The organism is Micromonospora sp. LHW51205, from assembly GCF_003315815.1.
GTDB classification, from domain to species: Bacteria; Actinomycetota; Actinomycetes; order Mycobacteriales; family Micromonosporaceae; genus Micromonospora; species Micromonospora chalcea.
The window spans coordinates 140,290-162,403 of the sequence record NZ_QMEZ01000002.1 but is presented as its reverse complement, the minus strand read 5'-3'; the positions used below and the strand labels follow the sequence as shown (position 1 = coordinate 162,403).

The following is a 22,114-nucleotide window of genomic DNA, read 5'->3' as shown; positions in this document are numbered from 1 at the left end:
CCTCCCCGGCGAGCCGGCCAGTGCGGCCCTCGGCAACGACGGTGACGCAGGGTAGCGTGTCGCCCGTGTTCCCTACCGTGCGTGAGGTCCTGGACCTGGTGCCGATGCGCCACGGTGCGCCGCGCCTGGTCGCCGGGAACGCCGGGCTGGACCGGCCGGTGCGGTGGGTGCACATCGCCGAGGTGCCCGACATCGCCACCCTGCTCGGCGGTGGGGAACTGGTCCTGACCACCGGGATCGGGCTGCCGGCCGACGACGCCGGGCTGCGCGAGTTCATCGGCACCCTGGCCGACGTCGGCGCCTCCGGACTGGTGGTCGAGCTGGGCCGCCGGTACCTCACCGGAGTGCCCCGGGTGATGGCCGCCGCCGCCGAACGCCGCGGCCTGCCCCTGGTCGAGCTGCGCCGGGGCACCCCGTTCGTCCGGATCACCGAGGCGGTGCACGGGCTGATCGTGGACGCCCAGCTCACCGAGCTGCGCGCCACCGAGGAGATCCACCAGCGGTTCACCGACCTGTCGGTGGAGGGCGCCGAACCGGCCGAGGTGCTGCGGCAGGCCGCCGAACTGGCCGGCTGCCCGATGGTGCTGGAGAACCTGTCCCGGCAGGTGCTCGCGTACGACCCGGCGGGGGAGAACGCGGAACTGCTGCTGGACGGCTGGGAACAGCACTCCCGGCAGATCCGCCCGGCCGGGCGCACCGCGTACGACCCGGGCAGCGGCTGGCTCGTCACCACCGTCGGGGCGCGCGGGCAGGACTGGGGACGGCTGCTGCTGCGCTGGCCGGTCGCCGAGTCCACCCCGCCGACCCGGCTGACCATCCTGATCGAGCGGGCCGCCTCCACGCTGGCCCTGGGGCGGCTGATCCGGCGCGACGCCGAGGGCCTGGAACGGCAGATCCACCGTACGCTGCTGACCGCGCTCATCGACCACTCCCGCCCGGTGGACGAGGTGGCGCTGCGCGCCAAGGCGCTCGGCGTCGTCCTGGACCGACGGCACCTGGTCGGCGTGGTGGTCCGGCACCGTGGCGACGAGCCGGCCGCCGGCCCGGGCGCCGACGCCGACCCCGAGGCCGGTCCGGCCCGCCTGCGCGACCTCGCCGAGGCGGTCGGCCAGGCCGTGCGGGACGCCAAACTCACCGCCCTGACCAGCGCCGTCGACGACCATGCGGTGGGGGCGCTGCTGGCCCTGCCCGACGCGGCCGACGAGGAGAAGGCACTCGCCGCGTTCGCCACGGCGTTGCGCCGGGTACGCCTCGACGCCGCCCCGTCCCGCCCTCCGGCCACCCGTACCGTGGTGGCGGCCGGTTCGGGCGTGGGCAGTCTGCGCGAGGCGCGCCGCTCACTCGTCGAGGCGCGTCAGATCGCCGAGGCGGCGCGGCGGGACCCCCGAGACCTGCCCTGCTACCGGCTGCCGCACGTCGGGCTGGCCGGTCTGCTGCACCTGCTGCGCGACGAGCCCCGGCTGCAGACGTTCGTCGAGCGCGAACTCGGGGCACTGCTCGCGTACGACGCCCAGCACCCGCGTGAGCAGTTGCTCGGCACGCTGCGCGCGTACCTGGAGCAGGGGCGGAACAAGTCGGCGGGCGCGGCCGCGGCGCACCTGTCCCGGCCGGCGTTCTACGAGCGGCTGGCCCGGATCGGCCGCATCCTCGACGCCGACCTGGACTCGGTCGACAGGTGCCTGTCCCTGCACGTGGCCCTGCTGGCCCTCGACGCCATCCGAACCCCCTGACCCACCCCCGGGGCCGTCACGCCGGTCCCGCCGACCCCGCCGATCTTGGACTTGTGGCGCCCAGGATGCCCAAAACCGCGGCTTATGCGCGCCGCCACAACTCCAAGATCGATGGGCCGAGGCGGTGATCATGAGGTTAGGCCGGTGTTTTGCCCGGATTCGCCCCGCCAACTTCATGATCAACGCGGCGGGGGGCGGGGCGGGCGGCGGGGCGGGGGTGGGGTGGGGTGGGTCAGGTTAGGGCGGTCAGGGTTTTGGCGTAGGGGGGCGGGACGAAGTTCGGGCCGGCGGGGGTGAACACGTCGGAAGTGGCGGCCGCCTGCCAGGCGGTGTCGGGCAGGGCCGCGACCAGGGCGCGTACCACCGGGGCGTCGCGCCACTGGTCCTGCTGGGCGAGCAGGCTCAGCGCGACCACCGACTCCTCCACCTCGCCGACGCACTCGAACGGCTTGTGCCCGTCGACGCCGAGCAGCTCCCGGTAGCCGGGCACCTGGGACTCGTCGGCCAGCAGGTCGCCGCCGAAGATGCCGGTCAGTCGCTCCCGGGGCATGAACGGGGCCATGGCGAGGAACACGAAGCGGCACTTCGGGCAGTCGCGGCACCAGCGCTCGCTCGCGTCGCGCAGCTTGAACGCGGCGTTGCAGCTGGTCACCACCGCGTCGTACCGGTCGATCTCGGCGAACAGCCGGGCGATGTGCAGCTCGGAGAGGGAACGCAGCAGCGAGAAGTACGGCTCGGTGAGCCCGGCGTGCTCGGCCAGCGCCGCGCGCAGCAGCCCTTCCGCCTCGACGCCCTTGGACCACTGGTGGTTGATCTCGTGGCCGTTCCAGATCAGGTTCGGGTCGGACGCCGAGCGCTCGTTCGACATCACCACCGGGCCGAGCCCGTGCAGGACGGCGGTGGCCACGGCGATCAGCGAGTTGATCGCGGTGACCGGAATGTGCCCGTTGCGCGCGCCGGCCGCGTTCAGCTCGAACAGCACCGGGTCCAGCCGCCGCCGGGCGGCCAGCGGCACCAGGTCCGACGCCTCGTTCACCGCCACGATCACGTGGTTCGGGTTGACCGAGAAGGGCACCGGGTCGAGGCCAGCGCGGCGCAGCGCCTCCAGCGTGACGATGGAGTCCTTGCCGCCGCCCACGGCCGACAGCGGTCGGCGGTCGGAGTTGTCCAGCGCCGCCGCCGGATCCACCGTCCCGGCGGGCACCTCGGGACGCAGCTCCAGCACGTGCGGCAGCTCGTTGCGGTACGCGTACTCGGCGAGGCCCTTGGTGTAGACGGCGGTGACCAGCTCGACGGCGGCGGCGCCCAGCGGCGCGGGCAGCACCAGCCGGGGTGGCGCGGCGGCCTTGTAGTAGCTGACGCCGGCGACCACGTGCAGCAGCTCCAGCACCCGCGCCAGGGTGGCCGCCGTAGTGTCGGAGACCGGCTCGGCCGGCAGCGGGAGCGTGATCACCTCGGTGAATCGCTGCTCGCCGTCGGGACCGGTCAGGGCGTAGTCGAACAGGACCTCGCCGGTGGCGAAGTCGATCGAGTAGGACGGGAAGGTGAAGGCGTCCATCCGCCGCAGCTGCTCGTTGGGCACACGCCATACTAGGCCCTGGTTCGTCCGCCCGTGTCCGGCTGGGCCGACCCCCACCGCCGTGCACCGACCGAGTCCGAGGAGAGCCCGTGCGCCTGTCTGATCTGCGCGGACGTCATGTCGCCGTCTGGGGCGCCGGCCGCGAGGGCCGGGCCGCGGTGACCGCGATCGCCGCGCACGGGCCGGCCGGCCTGGTCGTCGTCGACGACAGCGCCAACTTCCTCACCCTGCCCTGGGAGGGTCCGCTGGCCGACGCGGCGCCGCTGGTGACCGGCGAGGCGGGCTTCGACCGGCTGGCCGCCGCGGACGTGGTGGTCCGCTCGCCGGGCGTGCCGAACACGCACCCGTGGATGGTGGAGCTGCGCCGCCGGTCCGTGCCCGTCACGCAGGGCAGCGCGCTGTGGATGGCCGACCACGCGGACCGGACCGTCGGGGTGACCGGCAGCAAGGGCAAGAGCACCACGTCCAGCCTGATCAGCCACCTGCTCACCGCGATGGACCGGCCGAACGTGTTCGGCGGCAACATCGGGGTGCCGCTGCTGGACCTGCCGGAGGCGGAGCTGTACGTGCTGGAGCTGTCCAGCTACCAGTGCGCCGACCTGACCGACTCGCCCCGGGTGGCGGTGGTGACCGCGCTGTTCCCCGAGCACCTGGACGCGCACGGCGGTGAGCGGGAGTACTACCGGGACAAGCTGAACCTGGTCGCGCACGGCCCGCACGCCGTGGTGGTCAACGGCGCCGACCCGCGCCTGGCCGCGGAGCTAGGCGACCGGGCCGCGATCCGGGCCGGCTCGCCGGACACCACGCACGTGTCCTCCGGCCCGGACGGCACGCAGTGGTTCCACCTGCGGGACACGCCGCTGTTCCCGCGCGCGGTGCTGCCGCTGGTCGGGCGGCACAACGAGGGCAACCTCTGCGTCGCGCTCGCCGTGCTGGACGCGCTCGGCGTCGACGTGGTGGCGCGCAAGGACAGCCTCGCCGTCGCGGTCGCCGAGTTCCAGGGCCTGGCGCACCGGCTCACCGAGATCGCCGACCCGTCCGGGCTCACGTTCGTCGACGACACGCTCGCCACCAGCCCGTACGCGGCCATGCACGCGATCGACGCGTACGAGGGGCGGCCGTTGACGGTGATCGTCGGCGGCGCCGACCGGGGGCTGGACTACAGCCCGTTGCGCGCGCACCTGGCCGAGCGGGAGATCACCGTGATCGGCGTGCCGGACAGCGGCCCCCGCATCGTGGAGGCGCTGTCCGGGCTGCCGTCGGTGCGTACCGAGCTGGCCGACGACCTGGTCGCCGCCGTCGGGCTGTCCCGCAAGCTCACCCCGGCCGGCGGGGTGGTGCTGCTGTCCCCGGCCGCGCCGAGCTACGGCCGGTTCCGCAACTTCGAGCACCGCTCCGAGGTGTTCGCGCAGGCGGTGGCGGACACCGCCCGCTGAGTCAGCCGCGTTCCGCCCGGGCGTCCCGCGACGGCCCCGGCTCGGCCGACAGGAGCGCGTCGAGCGACTCGGTGGGCGCCGAACTGTCCACCGGTTCACGCGGCCCGGGCGCGGTGGCGGCGACCGCCGTGCCGGCGGCGGGTGTCGCCTCGGCGCGGGCCGGCCGCTGCTTGACCGGGGTCCAGGCGAACGCGAGCGCCCCGCCCACCAGCGCCAGCAGCATGCCGACCAGGAACCCGCCCAGGTTCGAGGTCAGCCAGGAGGCCAGCCCGAGCACCAGGGAGAGCACCGCGTAGAAGACCCGTTGCTGCGGGGTGGTGATCAGCAGCACGCCGCAGATCACCAGGATCGCCGGGACCAGGTACGCGGCCAGGCCCTGCGGCCCGACGTGCAGCAGGACGCCGAGCGGCGCGCGCAGCGTCACCAGCATCTCCGCGCCGCCGAGCGCGATGAGCAGCCCGGCGGTGAACGGTCGCGCGCGCCGCCAGCGCCGCCAGCGTGCGCGGACGCCGGCGGCCGTGTGCTGTCCCGGGCTCATGTCAGCACCCGTCGGAGCTGAAGCCCATGCGCAGGTTGGGCAGCGTGAAGATCGCGGCGGTGGTGGCGTAGTTGTTCTGCCGCAGGTTGGTGATGGTCACCGTGTCGGCCTGCTGGGCGAACACGCCCGGGTTGCCCTTGACCCCGGGGACCTTGTCGACGGTGCTGGCGTCCTGCCCGACGTCGATGTTCTTGAAGGAGGCGTTGCCGGCGATCTCGTCGCCGTCGACCACGAGCGTGCGGGCGGTCACCGGCTTGCCGGAATTGCCGGCGGTGATCCGCAGGTTGGTTCCGCCGAGGTTGATGCTCTGGCAGAGGTTCGTCAGTTCGGCCTTGTCGATGGCCGAGACGATCACGAGCACCTGCCCGCCGGTGTCGCCCTGGTTGGGGCTGTCCGGGATCATCTGGTCGAGCGTGGCGAACTGCTCGAACCCGGTCCCCTCCAGTTTGTCGGCGGTGACGGTGAACGGCATGCCCGAGATGGCGAACTGCGCGCCGAGGACACCCTGCGCGGTGAGCATCACCATGCCGGCCGCGCCGACGGTCACGGTGCCGAGCGTGACGGCGAACCGGCGCCAGCGTACGCCGCTTCTCGGTTGATCGATCTGCTCCGACATGCTGGCTCCCTTTCGAGATCAATTCATCCGCGACGATGTGAATTGGATTCGCGGGGCGTCCGCGCCGGGTGGGCGCAGGCCGAAGTTACCGCTGAGTAAAGGGCCGGTCAACTGCCTGTAGCAGATCATTGGACGGCATTTGCCAAAAGCGGCCAAAGTGAAAAACCGCTGCGGTTTCTGATCGGTCAGGGATGAGCGGGCGGCGCGCACGGCGCCGTGGCGGCCGGTCCGTCGTCCGGTCGGGCGGCCCGGGCGGCGCGCCGGGCGCCCTCGGGACCGAGGAACGGCGCGGTGGCCGCGTACGTGAGCACCGGCAGCAGCGCCGGCAGCTCGTCGGCCCGCCCCTGCGCCACCCGCTCACGGATGGTGGCGTGGATGCCGCCGACCACAGTGGACACCAGCGCGTCGCGATCGACCTCCGCCGGCTCCGGACCGGTGCCGGCGAAGAACCGGCGGAAGCTGCGCAGCAGCGCGTCGCGTTCCCGGCGCGCGTCCGGGCCGGCCGCGTCCACCTCGACGAGTGCCATCCGGGCGAACGCGGGCACGCTCGCCAGCACGTCGAGCAGCGTGCGCAGCGCCGCGCGTGCCGCGTCCGGCCAGGCCGGGCCGGCGTCGCGGTAGGCGTCCTCCATTAGGTGCGACACCACGGCGATGCCGTGCCGGTACGCGGCCAGGAACGCGTCCTGCTTGCCGTTGAACAGCGCGTAGAACGCGGGCCGGGTGACTCCGGCCGCGTGGCAGATGTCGCTGACCCGGGCGTTGTCGTACCCCCGGGCGGCGACCTCCCGGACCAGCCCGTCGAAGAGGCGGTCGCGCTGGGTCGCCGCCACCTCCTCGGCCGGCACCCGGCGCGGGCCGCGCTTGATGGCGCGGTCCGGGTCGCGGCCGTGGCGGGCGCCCGGCAGGGGTGCGGGTGCCGGTGACGGCGGGCTCGGGATGGTCACCTGTCGACCTCTCTCGATGCGTTGACTTTACGACCCTCCGGGGTTTATAACTTTCGACACGCTCAGTTCACGCCCCGTCACCGCTGGTGATCTCTCCTCGTCGGTCACCCCGTACGTGTCGAAGGAGGGCCGGATGGCTGCCATTATCGCCGCGCGCACCCGTCCCCCCAAGGCCGGAAAGACCGAGGTGACGCGGCGTCGCCGCACTGCGCCACGCCGCCCGGCCCGCTGAGGCCGCAACGGCGCACCACCACCATCGGCGGCCCGGCCGCCGCACCCACCGGCTCCGTCCACCCCGGACGCCGCCGGAACCGTTTCCTGTCCCACCGCCGGAAGGAACAACCATGCCCAGGTACGGACGCATCGGCGCGGGTCTCGCCGCCCTGGCGCTGCTGACCGGTCTGGTCGGCGCCGCCCCCGCCACCGCCGCACCCACCACCTCGCTGGCCAGCAACGTGCTGACCTACCCGACCGTCGCCGGCACCGCCGTGTCGGTGGGCGACGTCATCCAGGCCAGCCTGCGCAGCGGCACGAACGCCACGTTCTACTCCTCGTCCAGCGGCACCACCGGCATCAAGTGCGCCGCGTCCAGCTTCAGCGCCAAGGTGCTGACCAACCCGACCGCCCCCGGCACCGCGACCGAGAGCCTGACCGCGCAGTCGTTCTCCAGCTGCACCACGAACGTCTTCGGCACCACCGGCGTGCAGAGCATCACCGTGAACAACCTGCCGTACACCACGTCGGTGACCAGCGCCGGCGTGGTCACCATCGCCGGCACGGCGGCCGCGCCGATCCAGAGCACCGTCGTGCTCAACTCGCTGCTCGGCGCGATCACCTGCGTCTACCGCACCAGCACGAACACGCTGACCGGTACGGCGTCCAACGGCACCAACTCGATCACCTTCACCAACCAGACCCTGACCAAGTTCTCCGGCCCGTCGCTGTGCTTCGGCACCGCGTACTTCACCGCCTCGTACTCGCCGGTGAAGGACACCAGCAAGACCGGCAGCCCGGCGGTCTACGTCAACTGACACCCGCTCCCGGGCCGGTGCGCGGCGGTACGCCGGGCGCCGGCCCGCACGCCGGCTCAGCCGGCCGTCAACGTGGCGTGCAGCGCGCGCATCGACCGCAGCGCCGACCGGATCTCCTGCAGGTAGCGGCCCGGCGTCAGGGTCGGCTCCGGCACGTCGACAGCGGCCCGGGCGGCCGGGTCCACGCCGACCGTCTCGATGCCGCACCCGTACGGCACGGCGAGCGTCCGCAGCGCGTCGCAGTGCTGGAACGGCACGTAGATCGGTGCGGTCACCATCAGCACCTCGTCGCCCGCGCGCAGCCGCACGTGCTCGGCCCAGAACCGTTGCGTGTCGGCGGTGTGCGCGCGACGCCGGTCCGGCTCGCTCGACGGCGCGGCGAGCACCCGTACCGGGGGCAGCCCGGCCGGCCGGTAGGTGCGCGAGGACCAGGACCGGTGCGGATGACCGGCGGGCTCGCCGCGTTCGTCGTCCGGCTCGGCCACCCCGAACGCCAGCCGCACCCCGGCGTCGAGGACGTCGACCTCGGTGGCGCAGCCGGACACCCCGGCCGCGTCGAGCGTGCGGCACTCGGCCGCCGAGAGCGGCCGGAAACTGCCCAGCACCGCCACCTCGCCGGTCACCCCGGCCGCCGTCCGGGCCAGCATCGCCGCGTACGCGGTGCGCCGCAGGCAGGCGTGCGCCAGCCCGCCGAGCACCAGCAGGTGCGCGTACCCGGATCGGGCCGGCGCGACGGCGCGGACCAGGCCCAGCGTGGCGGCCGCGCGCAGCACCAGCCCGGCGGTGGCCGGGTCGAACGCCGGCTCCCGGGCGTCCGGGCGTTCCCGTCCCTGCCGGAAGTCCCAGCGGCGGGCGGAGAACACGTCCAGGCCGGCCAGCACCGCCGCGAGGTCGCCGTCGGGCCAGTCGCCGCCGAAGTGCGCCACCAGATCCCGCACCGGGGCGGACTCCACCCAGGACCGGATCCCGGCCAGGAGGTCCGCCCGCGTCGTCCCCGCCACGCCGCCCGGCAACGTCACCTGATCCGTCCGCACCCGCCGGATGCTACCGCCGGGCCGGCCCGCGAAGTGCCAGTTGTCCCGCCCCCGCTCGTGGTGGGAACGTGCGGGGATCCACCTCCGCTGAAGGGTGCGCCGATGACCTCCGACGACCTGCTGGCCCGGCACCGCGCCGTGCTCCCGTCCTGGATGCCGCTCTACTACGCCGAACCGCTGGAACTCGTCGCCGGGTCCGGCCGCCGGGTCACCGACGCGGCCGGCCGGACCTATCTGGACTTCTTCGGCGGCGTGCTGACCACGATGGTCGGCCACGACATCCCGGAGATCCGGGAGGCGGTCGAGCGGCAGCTGCGGACCGGGCTCGTGCACACCTCCACGCTCTACCTGATCCGCCGGCAGGTCGAGCTGGCCGAGAAGATCGCCCGGCTCTCCGGCATCCCGGACGCCCGCGTGTTCTTCACCAACTCCGGCACCGAGGCGAACGAGGCCGCGCTGCTGGTCGCCACGAACCACCGGCGCTCGCACCAGATCCTCGCGGTGCGCAACAGCTACCACGGCCGGTCGTACGCGACGATGGGCGTCACCGGCAACCGCGGCTGGTCGGCCAGCGCGCTGAACCCCTTGCAGGTGGCCTGGCTGCACTCGGGGGAGCGGCTGCGCGGGCTGCTGGCCCGGCTCGACGCCGCCGACCGGGTCGACGCGGCGGTCGAGGACCTGCGCGAGGTGCTCGCCACCCAGACCGCCGGCGACGTGGCCTGCCTGATCGCCGAGCCGGTCCAGGGCGTCGGCGGCTTCGTGCACGGCCCGGACGGGCTCTTCGCCGCCTGGAAGAAGGTGCTCGACGAGCACGGCATCCTGCTGATCAGCGACGAGGTGCAGACCGGGTGGGGCCGTACCGGCGAGCACTTCTGGGGCTACCAGGCGCACGGCGTGACCCCGGACCTGCTCACCTTCGCCAAGGGCATCGGCAACGGCTTCGCGCTCGCCGGGGTGGTCGGCCGGGCCGAGGTGCTGGAGTCGGTGCCGGCGATCAGCTTCTCCACGTTCGGCGGCAACCCGGTGTCCACCGCGGCCGGCAACGCGGTGCTCGACTACCTGCTCGACCACGACCTCCAGGGCAACGCCGCCCGGGTCGGCGCGATCCTCGGCGACGGCCTGCGCGCGGCCACCGCCGGGCTGGACCGGGTCGCCGAGGTACGCGGCAAGGGCCTGATGCTCGCCGTCGAGTTCGTCCACCCGGGCACCGTCGAGCCGGACGCGGCGCTGACCACCCGCGTGTTCGAGGCGTGCCGGGCCGGCGGCCTGCTGGTGGGCAAGGGCGGCCTGTACGGCAACGTGATCCGGATGGGCCCGCCGCTGACGCTCACCGAGGACGAGGCCCGGGAGGGCCTGGCGATCCTGGTCGACGCGATCCGCGCCTCGATCGAGGCGTGACCATCAGCCCGGCCGGTCCCGTCCGGACCTGAGCAGCCGCAGCAGACCCGCCCCGGCCAGGTACGCCACCAGCGCCGGGGCGGGCAGGCCCAGCGGCTCCGGTCCCTCTTTGGGCGTGAGGCTGTTCAGCAGCAGGCCGACGAGCACGCCCGCGTACCCGGCGAGGGCCAGCCCGGCGCGCAGCCGCCGCCTCCCGACGCCGGCCGGGCCGGTCGCGGCCGGGCGGCGGGTCCGGGCCTCGACCGGGCCGAAGACGGCGACCAGCACGGCCAGCACCGCGGCCAGCGCGAGCAGCCACGGTACGCGCCACGCCCACCAGGCCGCCGAGCCGACCGGGGGAGTGGGCAGCACGCCGAGCGCGTCCAGCAGGCCGACCAGCAGCACCGCGGCGGTCAGGTGCCAGAGGAACAGGGTGAGCACCACGGCGTTGACCGCGAGCACCGCCTGCCAGGGGCCGGACCGGCGCAGCCAGCGCCCGGCCGGGCGCCGCAGCAGCAGGATCAGGCCGAGCTGGGCGGCCGCGGCGGCCATCAGCGCCAGGCTCGGCGGCGCCGCGTTGTCCAGCCGCTCGCCGGGTACGTGGAGCATCGCCACCGGGTACGGTCCGGCCACCGTGAGCAGCACCAGCGCGACCAGGCCGCCGCCGAGCAGGACCGCGCCGGCCCGGCCGGACAGCGGCAGCCGGCGGCGGAACAGGCCACGCGGCGCGGCGTGTCCGGCGCGGTTGTCCGGCCGGGCGGCGTCGTACCAGGCGAACCCGACCTGGTGCACGGCCAGCCAGCCCAGCAGGTAGTTGCCGTCGGCGAGCACGGCCGGGCCGAGGAGCCGGCCGAGGTCGCCGAGCGCGACCAGGGCCACGAGCACCACCGGCACGGCGAGCCCGAACCGGCGGTGCAGCGCGTACATCGGCGGGGTCAGCGCCACCACCGCGACGTAGGCGACTAGGAACCACAGCGGGATGGTGGCGAACCAGATCACTTCGCGCACCTGCGCCGCGTCGGCGCCGCGCAGCGTGGCGATCCCCGCTCCCGCCGCCAGGACCAGCAGCAACACGGTGGTGGGGCGGATCAGCCGGGCGCTGCGGTCGACCAGCCAGCCTGTCGCCGAGCCGCCCCGGCGGCGGCGTGAGGTGAGCGAGGCGGCGTTGGCGTAGCCGCCGACCAGGAAGAACACCGGCATTACCTGGGCCACCCAGGTCAGCGGCCAGGCCCAGCGCAGGTCCGCCAGCGCGGAGTGGCCGGCGGGGCGGCCGTTGTCGTACCCGATCACCGTGACGCCCCAGTGGCCGAGCACGACCATGGTGATGGCCAGCGCCCGGAGCAGGTCGATGTAGCGCTCCCGCCCCGGCGGCGTGCGTTGCGCGAGCTGCCGCAGGAGGCGCATGAAGTCAGGCTAGGCCAGCGCGCCGCGACCGGTACGGATAACGGATCGGTCGAGAGGGGTTGTGGTCCCCGTCGCACTGTCGTAGAAATTCTTCAGTGGAAATGCCTTATGTGAAGACAAGCGACAGATCGTTCACCGGGCGTACCCGAACCGAGGAGATGCGATGAACAGGCGTGAGATCCTTCGGCGCAGCGCCGCCGCCGGCCTGCTGGCCACCCCTGCCGCCGGCCTGCTCGCCGGCTGCGCCACCTCCGGTGGCGGCGACGAGGGCGACGGCGGCGCGTACAAGGGCACGAAGAGCGAGCAGAACCCGCTCGGCGTGGCCGAGGACGCCCCGCTGGAGGTGGTGATCTTCAACGGCGGCTTCGGGGAGGACTACGCCAAGGCCCACGAGGCCATGTACAAGGAGCGGTACCCGAAGGCGGAGATCAAGCACTCGGCCACCGCGGAGATCAGCAAGACGCTCCAGCCCCGCTTCGTCGACGGCAGCCCGCCCGACGTGGTGAACAACTCCGGCGCCGGCCAGATCGACTTCAACGGCCTGGTCTCCCAGAACGCGCTCGCCGACCTGGGCGAGCTGCTCGCCGCCCCCAGCCTCGACACGCCCGGCAAGACGGTCAAGGACACGCTGCTGCCCGGCACCGTGGAGGTCGGCTCCTACGACGGCCGGTTCCTGGTCCTCAACTACACCTACACGGTGTACGGCATCTGGCACTCCACCAAGCTGTTCGCCGACCGTGGCTGGGAGGACGCCAAGACCTGGGACGACCACATCGCGCTCTGCCGCCGGATCAAGGCCGCCGGCATCGCCCCCTGGACGTACGCCGGTGTGCACCCCCGCTACATGAGCTGGCCGCTGATCTCCACCGCGATCAAGCTCGGCGGCCCGTCCGTGGCGCTGGCGATCGACAACCTGGAGCCGAACGCCTGGAAGTCGGACGCGATGAAGACCGCCGCCGACGCCTGGCACCAGATCGTCAAGGACAAGTTCATCCTCGCCGGCTCCCCGGGCCTGGACCACAAGCAGTCGCAGACCGCCTGGTGCCAGGGCAAGGCCGCGTTCATCTCCTGCGGCTCCTGGCTGGAGAGCGAGCAGAAGGACGTCACCCCGCCCGGCTTCAACATGACGGTCGCGCCCACGCCGAGCCTGGGCAGCGGCGACAAGCTGCCGTACGAGGCGATCCGCGGCACCGCGGGCGAGCCGTTCATGGTGCCGGCGAAGGCGAAGAACGTAGCCGGTGGCCTGGAGTACTTCCGGACCATGCTGTCCCGCAAGGGCGCGCAGGACTTCACCAAGAAGGTCGCCAGCCTGCCCGTGGTCGCCGGCGCCACCGAGGGCGTCGACCTGCCGTACGGGCTCAGCACCGTGGTCAAGGCGCTCGACGCGTCCGGGTCCAACGGCTTCAACTGGGTCTACAACAACTACTACCGCAAGCTGGAGCGCAACCTCGTCGACGCGGCCTGCGGCGAGTTCTTCAGCGGCCGGATCGGCCCGGCCGAGTTCCTCGACCAGTGCCAGAAGGGCGCCGACTCGATCGCCGGAGACAGCTCGGTCAAGAAGTACAAGCGGTCCGCGTGATGCGACAGGGTCGCCTCCCCCTGATCCTCACGTTCCTGCTGCCCCCGCTGGCGCTGTACGGCATCTTCGTGCTCTCGCCGTACCTCCAGGCTTTTCAGATCTCCACCACCGACTGGATGGGCTACTCCGCGCAGGCCGACCCGGTCGGCATGGCGAACTTCCGCACGCTGCTGCACGACGGGTACGTGTGGAACGCCCTGAAGAACAACGCGATCCTGCTCGCCGTGGTGCCGGTGGTGACGATCGGGCTGGGCCTGTTCTTCGCCAGCATGCTCACCATGGGCGGCCGCCGGGGCCGGGCCGGGGTGACCGGGGTGCGGGGCACCTCGGTCTACCGGCTCGTCTACTTCTTCCCGCAGGTGCTCTCCGTGGTGATCATCGCGCTGCTCTGGAAGGAGATCTACAGTCCGACGAGTGGCCTGCTCAACGGTGCCCTGCGCGCCGTCGGGCTGGCCACCCCGGCCTGGCTCGGCGACCCGCGCTTCGCGTTCTGGTGCGTGCTGGCGGTGATGGTGTGGAGCAACGTCGGCTTCTACGTGGTGCTCTTCGGCGCCGCCATGCAGGCCATCCCGCGTGACATCTACGAGGCGGTGCTGCTCGACGGCGCGTCCCGCACCACGATGCTGCGGAAGATCACCATTCCGCTGCTCTGGGACACCATCCAGGTCGCGTGGATCTACCTGGCCATCGCGGCGCTGGACGGCTTCATCCTGGTCCAGCTCATGACCAACGGCGGGCCGAACTTCTCCTCCGACGTGATCGGGCTGCGGATGTACGACACGTCGTTCGGCAGCGAGAACAAGTTCGGGTACGCCTCGGCGATCGGTGTGGCGATGTTCTTCCTGACCCTTTCGGTGGCGGTGCTGGCGCTGCGCACCGCCCGGCGCGATCGGATCGAGTACTCGTGACCACCGTGGACACCGGCGCCCCGGGCGCCGAGGCGACCCGCGCGGCGACCCCGGCCGACCGTCCGCCCCGGCGTGAGCTGGGCGTGGCGAACGTCTTCTCGCACGGCTTCCTCATGCTCTGGGCGGCCATGACGGTGCTGCCGCTGGCCTGGATGGTGCTCAGCTCGCTGAAGAGCAACGGCGAGATCATCGCCGAGCCGTGGGGGCTGCCCGAGGCGCTGCGCTTCGACAACTGGGCGCGGGCCTGGAGCACCGCGCACATCGGCCGGTTCTTCTTCAACAGCCTGGTGGTGGTGTCCGGCTCGCTGAGTCTGACCATGCTGCTCGGCGCCACCGCCGCGTACGTCTTCGCGCGCTACGAGTTCCGCGGCCGGCAGGTGGTCTACTACCTGTTCGTCGGCGGCATGATGTTCCCGGTGTTCCTGGCCCTGGTGCCGCTGTTCTTCGTGGTCCGCAGCGTCGGCCTGCTCGGCACCTGGCCCGGCCTGATCCTGGTCTACACCGCCTACTCGCTGCCGTTCACGGTGTTCTTCCTGACCGCGTTCTTCCGGACGCTGCCGACCTCGGTGGCGGAGGCCGCGCTGATCGACGGGTGCGGGCACTTCCGGCTGTTCTTCCGGGTGATGCTGCCGATGGCGCGACCGGGACTGATCAGTGTCGGGATCTTCAACTTCCTGAGCCACTGGAACCAGTTCCTGCTGCCCCAGGTGCTCATCCCCGGCGACGGGCAGGACCGGATGCTGGCCCAGGGCCTGAGTTCGCTCGCGGTCAGCCAGGGCTACGCCGGTGACTACGCCCAGTTGTTCGCCGGCCTGACCATCGCGGTGCTGCCGGTCCTCGTGGTGTACGTGGCGTTCCAGCGTCAGGTCCAGTCCGGACTGACCGCGGGGCAGCTCAAGTGAGGTGGTTGCCACAGGCAACGGGGCAGTGGGGAAGATCGAACTGACCTAGGGTGGGCCGGCACGCTCATCTATCGACAGGAATCTCATGTTCTTCCTCATCTACACGCTGTTGCTGCTGCTCGGCGGCATCGCGATGGTCGCGGTAGGCGTGGCCGTCAAGGAACAGGGGACCGGCTCCCGCATCCTCAACGTAGTCGTCGGCCTGGCCTTCTTCGGGTACGGCTTCTACCTGCTGTTCCTCTTCGACGGCGACAGCTACCGGATCTTCTTCTACGTCTTCGTCCTGCCGATCCTGCTGATCGTGCGCGCGGTGAAGGCGCGCAAGGAGGCACGCGAGCAGGCGGCGGCACAGCAGTTCGCGGGCGCGCCGCAGCAGCCGGGGATGTACCCGGCGGGACAGGGCCAGCCCGCGCCGTACGGCGCGCCGCAGGGTCAGCCGGCGCCGTACGGCGCGCCGCCGCAGGGGTATCCCGGTCAGGCGCCGCAGCAGCACGCGGCGTACCCGCCGCACGCCGGGCAGCCGGCGCCGCAGGGCTGGCAGCCGGGGCAGCCGGGCGGTCCGAACGCCTGAGCGGGTGACGGAGGCCGGTCGGCAGATCCCGGCCGGCCTTCGTTCCGCTTGACCGGTAGGAAATTTCCTACCTATGCTGGCGGGCATGTCCGTCACTCACGCGCAGATCGTCTCCGTCCCCGTCGGCGACCAGGACCGGGCCCGCGACTTCTACGTCGACGTCCTCGGCTTCGACCTGGTCCGGGACAACCCGATGCCGGACGGCCGCTGGGTCCAGGTGGCGCCCCGGGGCGCGGTGACCACGCTGACGCTCGTCACCTGGTTCGACAGCATGCCGGCCGGCTCGCTGCGCGGGCTGGTGCTGGAGAGCGACGACCTCGACGCGGACGTGGCCCGGCTGCGCGAGCGGGGGGTGGCGTTCGCCGAGGACAGCGTCCAGGTCGTGCCCTGGGGGCGCTATGTCACCTTCGCCGACCCGGACGGCAACGGGCTCGTCCTGCAGGAGACCCGTGTCTGAGCCGGACGTGTTCGCGGCGCTGGCCAACCCGACCCGGCGGGAGGTGCTGCGGCTGCTCCGCGACGAGGGGGAGCAGCCGGTGCAGCGGCTCGCCGACCGCTTCGAGATGCGGCGTCCCAGCCTGTCGGAGCACCTGCGGGTGCTCAAGGACGCCGGGCTGGTGACCGAGCGGCCCGTCGGCCGGCAGCGGGTCTACGCGCTGCGCCCCGAGCCGCTGCGGGAGGTGGCCGACTGGCTCACCCCGTACGAGCGGTTCTGGCGGCAGCGGCTGGCCGGCCTGGGCGACATGCTGGACGCGATGCCGGATGAGTGAGCCGACCCGCATCGCGGTGGACCAGTTCCTGCCGCACCCGCCCGCCAAGGTGTGGCGCGCGCTGACCGATTCCGATCTGATCGGACGCTGGCTCATGCCGAACGACTTCCGGCCCGTACGCGGGCACCGGTTCACGTTCCGGACCGACGCGCGACCCGGCCAGCGGTTCGACGGGACGGTCCACTGCGAGGTGCTGGAACTGGACGAGCCGCGCCGGATGCGGTGGGCCTGGCGCGGCGGCACGCTCGACACGGTGGTCACCTGGACGCTTGTGCCCGAGGGGCGGGGCACCCGGCTGTTCCTGGAGCACGCCGGGTTCGATCCGGACGATCCGCTTCAGCGGCGTACCTTCACGCTGCTCGACGGCGGCTGGCGTACCCACGTCTGGGCGCGCCTCGCCGCCGCGCTGACCGCGCTGCCCTGACCCGCCGCAGCGCGGGTCAGGCGGGTGGGGGCACGAGGTGGGCGTGCAGCGCCGCCGGGTCGGTCACCTCGGGCAGGTCCCGGGCGGCGAGCCAGGCCGCGGCGGCGGCCCCGTCCCCGGCGCTGAGCAGCGGCGCGTCCGGCCAGCGGCCGGCCAGCTCCGCGCGTACCGCGCCGGCCAGCGGGGTGTCGCCGGTGAGCAGCCCGCCGCCGAGCACCACGGGGTCGGCCGCTCCCGGCGGGCGGATCCGGGACACGCTCTGCGCCAGCGCCGCGGCGGCCTCGGCGATCAGCGCGACCGCCGTGGGCTCCCCGTCGCGGGCCGACGACACCACGAGCGGCGCAAGCCGGGCCAGTTCCACCGGCGGTCGCCGGGTCACCGCCTGCACCACGGCGTCGACCGTCGCGCGCGGTCGGTCGTCCACAGCGGTCGCGTCGGTCAGTTCCGACAGCACCCGTCGGCCCAGGTCGCCGGGGGCTTGTGCGCGGTCCAGACCGGTCAGCAGCCGGCGGACCGCCTCGCGGCCGAGCCAGAACCCCGAGCCGGCGTCGCCGAGCAGCCAGCCGTGGCCGTCGGCGACACGGTCCAGCCGCAGGTCGCGTACCTGGGCGGCGATCGCGCCGGTGCCGGCGATGAGCACAGTGCCGTCCGGGGCGGCGGTGCCGGAGGCGTAGGCGACCAGCGCGTCGCCGTGCACCGCGTACGGGCAGCGCAGTCCCGCCTCGGCCCAGGCGCTGTCGAACGCGTCGCGGCCGTTCGGGTCGGCCAGGAGGCGGCCGGCCCCGGCGAGGCCGATGACGCCGGCGCGTACCCGGGTCGGGTCGATGCCGGCGAGCGCCGCGCGCAGGGCGGCGAGCAGTTCGGCGGCGGCCCGGTCGGCGCCGTGACTGGTCGGGTTGCCGCCGCCGGCCCGGCCTTCGCCCAGGCGGGCGCCGTCGAGGCTGAGCGCTGCCGCGCGGGTCGACGTACCCCCGACGTCGAGGCCGACCACGACGGTGTCCGACATGGTCCCCATGCTGGTCGGCCGCGTCGCCGGACGCAAGATCGCGGTCGTGCGCCAGGTAACAGTTTGAAAACTTCGCCCACGGCCTTGACACGGAGGGGCCTTCAGTAAGAACTTTTACCACTAACAGTTAACACTCTTTTCCGAAAGGCGCCCGCCGATGGTCGAGCACGAGGTGGAGACTTCCGCGGCGACCGCGGTGGTCGATGCCGGTCCGGCCGACCGGCTGGGCGCCGACGGTGTGCTGGCCCGGGTCCGGGCCGGCGCGGGGGAGTTGACCGGCGCGCTGCGCCGGGTCGCCGAGCACGTGCTCAGCGACCCGGAGGCGGCGGCCCGGGCCACCATCGTCGAACTGGCCGAGCGCAGCGGCACGTCACCGGCGACCATCACCCGGTTCTGCCGGGCGATGGGCTTCGAGGGGTACGCCGACCTGCGGCTCGGCATCGCCGCCGAGACCGGACGGGCCCGCTCCGCCGGCTGGACCGTCGACATCGGACGCGAGATCCAGCCCGGCGACCCGCTGTCCCGGGTGCTCGACCAGATCATGGCCGCCGACACGCGGGCCATGCACGACACCGCCGCGCTGCTGGACCTGGCCGAGGTGGAACGGGCCGCGGTCGCCATCGCCGGGGCCAGCCGGGTGAACATCTTCGGGGCCAGCGGCAGCGCGCTGGTCGGCGAGGAGATGCAGTTCAGCCTGCACCGCATCGGGGTCGCGGCGTGGGCCTGGAACGACGTGCACGAGGGGCTGGCCAGTGCCGCGCTGCTGGGCGCCGGGGACGTCGCGCTCGGCATCTCGCACACCGGGCAGACCCGGGAGACGATCGAGCTGCTCGCCGAGGCCGGCAGCCGCGGCGCGACCACAGTCGCGCTGACCGGCTTCCCCCGCTCGCCGCTGGCCGAGCTGGCCGACATCGTGCTGGTCACCGCCAGTCAGGCGACCACGTTCCGGCCGGACGCGCTCTCCGCCCGGCATCCCCAGCTCGTCGTGCTCGACCTGCTCTACATCGCGGTGGCGCAGCGTACCCACGACCGCGCCCACGCGGCCTTCCGGCGTACCGCCCAGGCCGTCGACGGGCACAAGGCCGCGAAGGGGTCCCTCTCATGATCAGTGCCCAGCGGTACGCCGACGCGGTCCGCCCGGTGCTCGACCGGCTGGTCGACACCCAGGCGGTCGCGGTGGACCGGGCGGCCGACCTGATCGCCTCCGGCCTGCGCGCCGGCGGCGTCCTCCAGGCGTTCGGCGCCGGTCACTCCGAGGCGTTCGCCGCCGAGCTGGTCGCCCGGGCCGGCGGCCTGGTCCCCGCCAACCGGCTCTCCCTGCACGACCTCGTGCTGCACGGCGACGCGCCCCGCGACGTGCTCGCCGATCCGAAACTGGAACGCGACCCGGCCGTGGCGCACCAGCTCTACGCGCTGGCGGCGCCGCAGCCGGAGGACGTGTTCGTGGTCGCCTCGCAGTCCGGCATCAACGGCTCGGTGGTCGAGCTGGCGACGCTCGTCAAGCGCGGCGGCCACCAGCTGATCGCTGTCACCTCGGTCGAGCACACCGCCCGGGTAGCTCCTCGGCACCCGTCCGGGCACCGGCTCGCCGACCTCGCCGACGTCGTGCTGGACAACGGCGCGCCGTACGGCGACGCACTGCTGCCGCTCGAGGGCGGCGGCGCGGTCTGTGCGGTCTCCTCGGTCACCGCGGCGCTGCTGGCGCAGCTGCTGACCGCCGAGGTCGTACGACGGTTCCACCAGGCCGGAGAGGTACCCCCTGTCTACCTCTCCGCCAACGTCCCCGGTGGGGACGAGCACAACCTCGCCCTCGAGTCGCGGTACGCCGGGCGCCTCCGGCGGACCGCCTGACCCGACACCACAAGGAGAGACAAGATGTCGGTTACTCCCGAGAAGTTCGGCGACGTCAGCCGTCGGACCCTGCTGCAGCGTGCCGCGGCGGCCGGTCTGCTGGCCGTACCGGCGGCCGGTCTGCTCAGCGCCTGCGCCGGCAGCGAGCCGAGCAAGTCCGACGGCGGCGGCGCGGCCAAGAGCAAGGACAACCCGTTCGGCGTCAAGGACGGCAGCGCGGTCAAGGTGGTGGTCTTCAACGGCGGCCTGGGCGACCAGTGGGCCAAGGAAGACAAGGTCATCTTCAACGCCAAGCACCCGAACATCACGGTCAACATGTCTTCCACCCAGAAGATCAAGACCGAAGAGCAGCCCAAGATGGCGACGCAGCCGAGCGACCTGGTGATGAACTCGGGCGCCGACATGATGGACCGCAGCACGCTGATCAACGAGGGCGCGATCGAGCCGCTGGACGACCTGCTCACCGCGCCGGCCTGGGACAGCGAGGGGACCGTCGCCGACAGCCTGCTGCCCGGCACGGTCGCCGACGGTACGCAGAACGGCAAGTTCTACGTCGTCAACGTGGCGTACACGGTCTGGGGCAACTGGTACAACGCGGCCCTGTTCAAGAAGGAGGGGTGGACGGCACCGACCACCTGGGACGAGTTCTTCGCGCTCGCGCCGAAGATCAAGGCCAAGGGCATGGCGCCGTACGTGCACGACGCGGTGCACGGCTACTACCCGCGCTGGGCGCTGTTCGCCAGCATCTGGAAGGCGGCCGGCAAGCAGGCCGTCGTCGACATCGACAACCTGAAGGACGGCGCCTGGAAGGCCGACGGCATCGTCGCGGCGCTGGAGCCGTGGGAGAAGCTGGTCAAGGACAAGCTGCTGCTGCCGGGCAAGCTCGACCACACCCAGTCGCAGCAGGCGTTCCTGGACGGCAAGGCGGCCTTCATCCAGGTCGGCACCTGGCTGAAGAACGAGATGGCCGCGACCATCCCGCCGGGCTTCGAGATGACCATCTCCGACTACTGGAGCAAGAGCGGGGACAAGGCCGCCAAGGACGTCTTCGCCTCCTCCGGCGAGGGGTTCGTGGTGCCGAGCAAGGCGCCGAACAAGGAGGCCGCGAAGGAGTTCCTGCGGGCCATCCTCTCCAAGGCCGGCTCGGCGAAGTTCGCCGAGCTGACCAAGTCGCTGGCCTCCACCAAGGGCTCCGGCGACAACGTCCAGGACACCGCGCTGGCGTCGGCGAACTCGCTGATGAAGAACGGCAGCTCGGACCTGATCTCGGTGAAGTTCCCGGACTTCTACGCCGACCTGGACAAGGAGAGCCAGAACCTCTCCGAGGAGCTGATGGCCGGCCGCCTGACCGCGCAGCAGTTCGTCGACAAGATGCAGGCGGCCGCCGACAAGGTCGCCAAGGACTCGTCGATCAAGAAGCAGACCCGCACCGCCTGATCACCGCGAGGAAGTGAGTCCAATGCGGCACGGAGTCGCGCGTTTCGTCACGGGCTTTCTGGCCCTGCCCGTCGCGCTGTACCTGTTCTACGTGGTGTGGCCGTTCGCCCAGGCGGCGGGATACTCGCTGACCGACTGGGGCGGGTACTCCGATTCCCAGCGCTTCGTCGGGCTGGACAACTACGTCCGGCTGTTCTCCGACGAGCTGATCCGGAAGGCGTTCTGGCACAACGTGTTCTTCCTGGTCACCGTGCCGCTGTTCACGATCGCGCTGGCCCTGTTCCTCGCGTTCCTGCTCAACGTGGGCGGACGCGAGGACAGGGCCGGCATCCGCGGAGTCTTCGGCTCCGGGATCTACAAGGTCATCTTCTTCTTCCCGCAGGTGCTGTCGCTGGTGGTCATCGCCGTCATGTGGCAGCAGATCTACCGCACCGACGGGCAGGGCCTGATCAACGGCCTGCTCATCAAGATCGGGCTGGTCGACGCGGACAACCCGATCGCCTTCACCGCCGACCCGGAGCCGTTCCTCGGCGTGCCGGCGGTGCTCTGGTGGCTGCTGTTCATCGCGGTGTGGAGCGGCGCCGGCTTCTACATGGTGCTGTTCTCCGCCGCGATGCAGTCGATCCCGAAGGACATCTACGAGGCCGCCATCCTCGACGGCGCCGGCCGGTTCCACACGTTCTTCAAGGTGACGCTGCCGCTGCTGCGGGACAGCATCTCGGTCGCCTGGGTCTATCTGGGTTTCATCGCGCTGGACATGTACGCGCTGGTCTTCGTCATGACGCCGAGCCAGGGCGGACCGAACCACGCCAGCGAGATCTTCGCCTCGGTGATCCAGTTCAACGCCTTCCAGAAGGGCCAGTTCGGTTACGCCTGCGCGATCGCCGTCGCGCTGGCCATCTTCACCATCCTGCTGGCCGCGCTCCAGCTGAGGATCACCCGCCGTGAGCGGATCGAGTTCTGAGGAGGTCTGGACG

At 72.4% G+C, this 22,114-nt stretch carries 22 protein-coding genes; 15 read left to right on the top strand and 7 right to left on the bottom strand.

Annotated elements, in window-relative coordinates:
• The first annotated feature begins 56 nt into the window (after positions 1–56).
• Complete coding sequence (locus DQE82_RS08665; protein ID WP_064445362.1) at positions 57–1,730, top strand: PucR family transcriptional regulator ligand-binding domain-containing protein; 1,674 nt, start codon at positions 57–59, stop codon at positions 1,728–1,730.
• A gap of 232 nt (positions 1,731–1,962) precedes the next feature.
• Here DQE82_RS08665 and DQE82_RS08660 read toward each other — a convergent pair whose 3' ends face one another.
• The gene (locus tag DQE82_RS08660; protein ID WP_113972449.1) at positions 1,963–3,312 is read right to left on the bottom strand and encodes a hypothetical protein; all 1,350 of its coding nucleotides are present in this window, start codon (positions 3,310–3,312) and stop codon (positions 1,963–1,965) included.
• An 86-nt stretch (positions 3,313–3,398) separates the two neighbouring features.
• Here DQE82_RS08660 and murD point away from each other — a divergent pair, with 86 nt between their 5' ends.
• Positions 3,399–4,745 carry a UDP-N-acetylmuramoyl-L-alanine--D-glutamate ligase gene (murD, locus tag DQE82_RS08655; RefSeq protein WP_043329742.1) on the top strand — a complete coding sequence of 449 codons (1,347 nt, stop codon included), beginning with the start codon at positions 3,399–3,401 and terminating at the stop codon, positions 4,743–4,745.
• A 1-nt stretch (position 4,746) separates the two neighbouring features.
• On the opposite strand, the gene DQE82_RS08650 is transcribed toward murD, so the two are convergent.
• The 3 genes from DQE82_RS08650 to DQE82_RS31370 all read right to left on the bottom strand — a co-directional run bounded on the left by DQE82_RS08650 (position 4,747) and on the right by DQE82_RS31370 (position 6,843).
• The gene (locus tag DQE82_RS08650) at positions 4,747–5,283 is read right to left on the bottom strand and encodes a DUF6114 domain-containing protein (protein WP_113972448.1); all 537 of its coding nucleotides are present in this window, start codon (positions 5,281–5,283) and stop codon (positions 4,747–4,749) included.
• Between the two features lies 1 nt (position 5,284).
• Positions 5,285–5,899 carry a DUF6230 family protein gene (locus DQE82_RS08645; RefSeq protein WP_030500319.1) on the bottom strand — a complete coding sequence of 205 codons (615 nt, stop codon included), beginning with the start codon at positions 5,897–5,899 and terminating at the stop codon, positions 5,285–5,287.
• A gap of 185 nt (positions 5,900–6,084) precedes the next feature.
• Positions 6,085–6,843, bottom strand: coding sequence for a TetR/AcrR family transcriptional regulator (locus DQE82_RS31370; RefSeq protein ID WP_043329745.1), 759 nt, complete (start codon positions 6,841–6,843; stop codon positions 6,085–6,087).
• Between the two features lie 344 nt (positions 6,844–7,187).
• Between DQE82_RS31370 and DQE82_RS08635 the strand changes: the two genes are divergently transcribed.
• A complete protein-coding gene (locus DQE82_RS08635) occupies positions 7,188–7,874 on the top strand; it encodes a hypothetical protein (RefSeq protein WP_030500321.1) in 687 nt (228 codons plus the stop codon).
• A gap of 56 nt (positions 7,875–7,930) precedes the next feature.
• Here the strand turns inward: DQE82_RS08635 and DQE82_RS08630 are convergent, their stop codons facing one another.
• Positions 7,931–8,893, bottom strand: coding sequence for a hypothetical protein (locus DQE82_RS08630; protein ID WP_113972447.1), 963 nt, complete (start codon positions 8,891–8,893; stop codon positions 7,931–7,933).
• A gap of 117 nt (positions 8,894–9,010) precedes the next feature.
• Between DQE82_RS08630 and DQE82_RS08625 the strand changes: the two genes are divergently transcribed.
• Positions 9,011–10,306 (top strand): aspartate aminotransferase family protein, encoded by a 1,296-nt coding sequence (locus DQE82_RS08625; protein ID WP_043329748.1) that lies wholly within the window; start codon positions 9,011–9,013, stop codon positions 10,304–10,306.
• A 3-nt stretch (positions 10,307–10,309) separates the two neighbouring features.
• Here DQE82_RS08625 and DQE82_RS08620 read toward each other — a convergent pair whose 3' ends face one another.
• Positions 10,310–11,689 carry an acyltransferase gene (locus DQE82_RS08620; protein ID WP_113972446.1) on the bottom strand — a complete coding sequence of 460 codons (1,380 nt, stop codon included), beginning with the start codon at positions 11,687–11,689 and terminating at the stop codon, positions 10,310–10,312.
• A gap of 163 nt (positions 11,690–11,852) precedes the next feature.
• On the opposite strand from DQE82_RS08620, the gene ngcE (DQE82_RS08615) reads away from it, so the two are divergent.
• The 7 genes from ngcE (DQE82_RS08615) (at position 11,853) to DQE82_RS08585 (ending at position 16,843) form a co-directional block, all read left to right on the top strand.
• Positions 11,853–13,268, top strand: a complete 1,416-nt coding sequence (gene ngcE / locus DQE82_RS08615; RefSeq protein ID WP_043329751.1) for an N-acetylglucosamine/diacetylchitobiose ABC transporter substrate-binding protein — start codon at positions 11,853–11,855, stop codon at positions 13,266–13,268.
• On the top strand, positions 13,268–14,176 hold the full coding sequence (locus DQE82_RS08610) for a carbohydrate ABC transporter permease (protein ID WP_113972445.1): 909 nt from the start codon (positions 13,268–13,270) through the stop codon (positions 14,174–14,176). The genes ngcE (DQE82_RS08615) and DQE82_RS08610 overlap by 1 nt, the downstream gene beginning before the upstream one ends.
• A complete protein-coding gene (locus DQE82_RS08605) occupies positions 14,173–15,078 on the top strand; it encodes a carbohydrate ABC transporter permease (RefSeq protein WP_051611443.1) in 906 nt (301 codons plus the stop codon). Before DQE82_RS08610 ends, DQE82_RS08605 begins: the two co-directional genes overlap by 4 nt.
• Positions 15,079–15,163: 85 nt before the next feature.
• Positions 15,164–15,649 (top strand): hypothetical protein, encoded by a 486-nt coding sequence (locus DQE82_RS08600; protein ID WP_064445368.1) that lies wholly within the window; start codon positions 15,164–15,166, stop codon positions 15,647–15,649.
• Positions 15,650–15,734: 85 nt separating this feature from the next.
• Positions 15,735–16,106 (top strand): VOC family protein, encoded by a 372-nt coding sequence (locus DQE82_RS08595; RefSeq protein ID WP_043331143.1) that lies wholly within the window; start codon positions 15,735–15,737, stop codon positions 16,104–16,106.
• Positions 16,099–16,419, top strand: coding sequence for a helix-turn-helix transcriptional regulator (locus DQE82_RS08590; RefSeq protein ID WP_233514614.1), 321 nt, complete (start codon positions 16,099–16,101; stop codon positions 16,417–16,419). Before DQE82_RS08595 ends, DQE82_RS08590 begins: the two co-directional genes overlap by 8 nt.
• Entirely contained in the window at positions 16,412–16,843 is a 432-nt protein-coding gene (locus tag DQE82_RS08585) for an SRPBCC domain-containing protein (protein ID WP_113972443.1), read from the top strand. The genes DQE82_RS08590 and DQE82_RS08585 overlap by 8 nt, the downstream gene beginning before the upstream one ends.
• 16 nt (positions 16,844–16,859) lie before the next feature.
• Here DQE82_RS08585 and DQE82_RS08580 read toward each other — a convergent pair whose 3' ends face one another.
• A complete protein-coding gene (locus DQE82_RS08580) occupies positions 16,860–17,849 on the bottom strand; it encodes an N-acetylglucosamine kinase (protein WP_113972442.1) in 990 nt (329 codons plus the stop codon).
• A 157-nt stretch (positions 17,850–18,006) separates the two neighbouring features.
• Between DQE82_RS08580 and DQE82_RS08575 the strand changes: the two genes are divergently transcribed.
• From DQE82_RS08575 to DQE82_RS08560, 4 genes are read left to right on the top strand one after another with little or no spacing between them, the layout of a single operon-like run.
• Positions 18,007–18,954, top strand: a complete 948-nt coding sequence (locus DQE82_RS08575; protein ID WP_043329763.1) for a MurR/RpiR family transcriptional regulator — start codon at positions 18,007–18,009, stop codon at positions 18,952–18,954.
• Entirely contained in the window at positions 18,951–19,700 is a 750-nt protein-coding gene (locus tag DQE82_RS08570; RefSeq protein ID WP_030500334.1) for a sugar isomerase domain-containing protein, read from the top strand. Before DQE82_RS08575 ends, DQE82_RS08570 begins: the two co-directional genes overlap by 4 nt.
• Positions 19,701–19,724: 24 nt before the next feature.
• Positions 19,725–21,137 carry an N-acetylglucosamine/diacetylchitobiose ABC transporter substrate-binding protein gene (gene ngcE, locus DQE82_RS08565; protein ID WP_113972441.1) on the top strand — a complete coding sequence of 471 codons (1,413 nt, stop codon included), beginning with the start codon at positions 19,725–19,727 and terminating at the stop codon, positions 21,135–21,137.
• A gap of 22 nt (positions 21,138–21,159) precedes the next feature.
• Positions 21,160–22,101 carry a carbohydrate ABC transporter permease gene (locus tag DQE82_RS08560; RefSeq protein WP_043329767.1) on the top strand — a complete coding sequence of 314 codons (942 nt, stop codon included), beginning with the start codon at positions 21,160–21,162 and terminating at the stop codon, positions 22,099–22,101.
• Positions 22,102–22,114 lie beyond the last annotated feature (13 nt).